The 446-nt window shown below is 50.2% G+C and carries 1 pseudogene; it reads left to right on the forward strand.

Annotated features, from left to right (window positions below):
• Window positions 1-332: pseudogene (locus tag GCU56_RS25545) on the forward strand (IS6-like element IS26 family transposase); the annotation flags it as partial.
• Window positions 333-446 lie beyond the last annotated feature (114 nt).

Genomic DNA, 446 nt, shown 5'->3' on the forward strand with positions numbered 1-446 from the left:
ACGTGAAGAAGTGGCAGATCCCGCGATTCATCAACACGGATAAAGCGCCCGCCTATGGTCGCGCGCTTGCTCTGCTCAAACGCGAAGGCCGGTGCCCGTCTGACGTTGAACACCGACAGATTAAGTACCGGAACAACGTGATTGAATGCGATCATGGCAAACTGAAACGGATAATCGGCGCCACGCTGGGATTTAAATCCATGAAGACGGCTTACGCCACCATCAAAGGTATTGAGGTGATGCGTGCACTACGCAAAGGCCAGGCCTCAGCATTTTATTATGGTGATCCCCTGGGCGAAATGCGCCTGGTAAGCAGAGTTTTTGAAATGTAAGGCCTTTGAATAAGACAAAAGGCTGCCTCATCGCTAACTTTGCAACAGTGCCCCTCAGAATTATAGAGAATACCTGAAATTTTTGTAGAGCGAGGTTTGTTACCCTGCCCGACC

The organism is Geodermatophilus sabuli, assembly GCF_010686765.1.
Classification (GTDB): Bacteria; Actinomycetota; Actinomycetes; order Mycobacteriales; family Geodermatophilaceae; genus Geodermatophilus; species Geodermatophilus sabuli_A.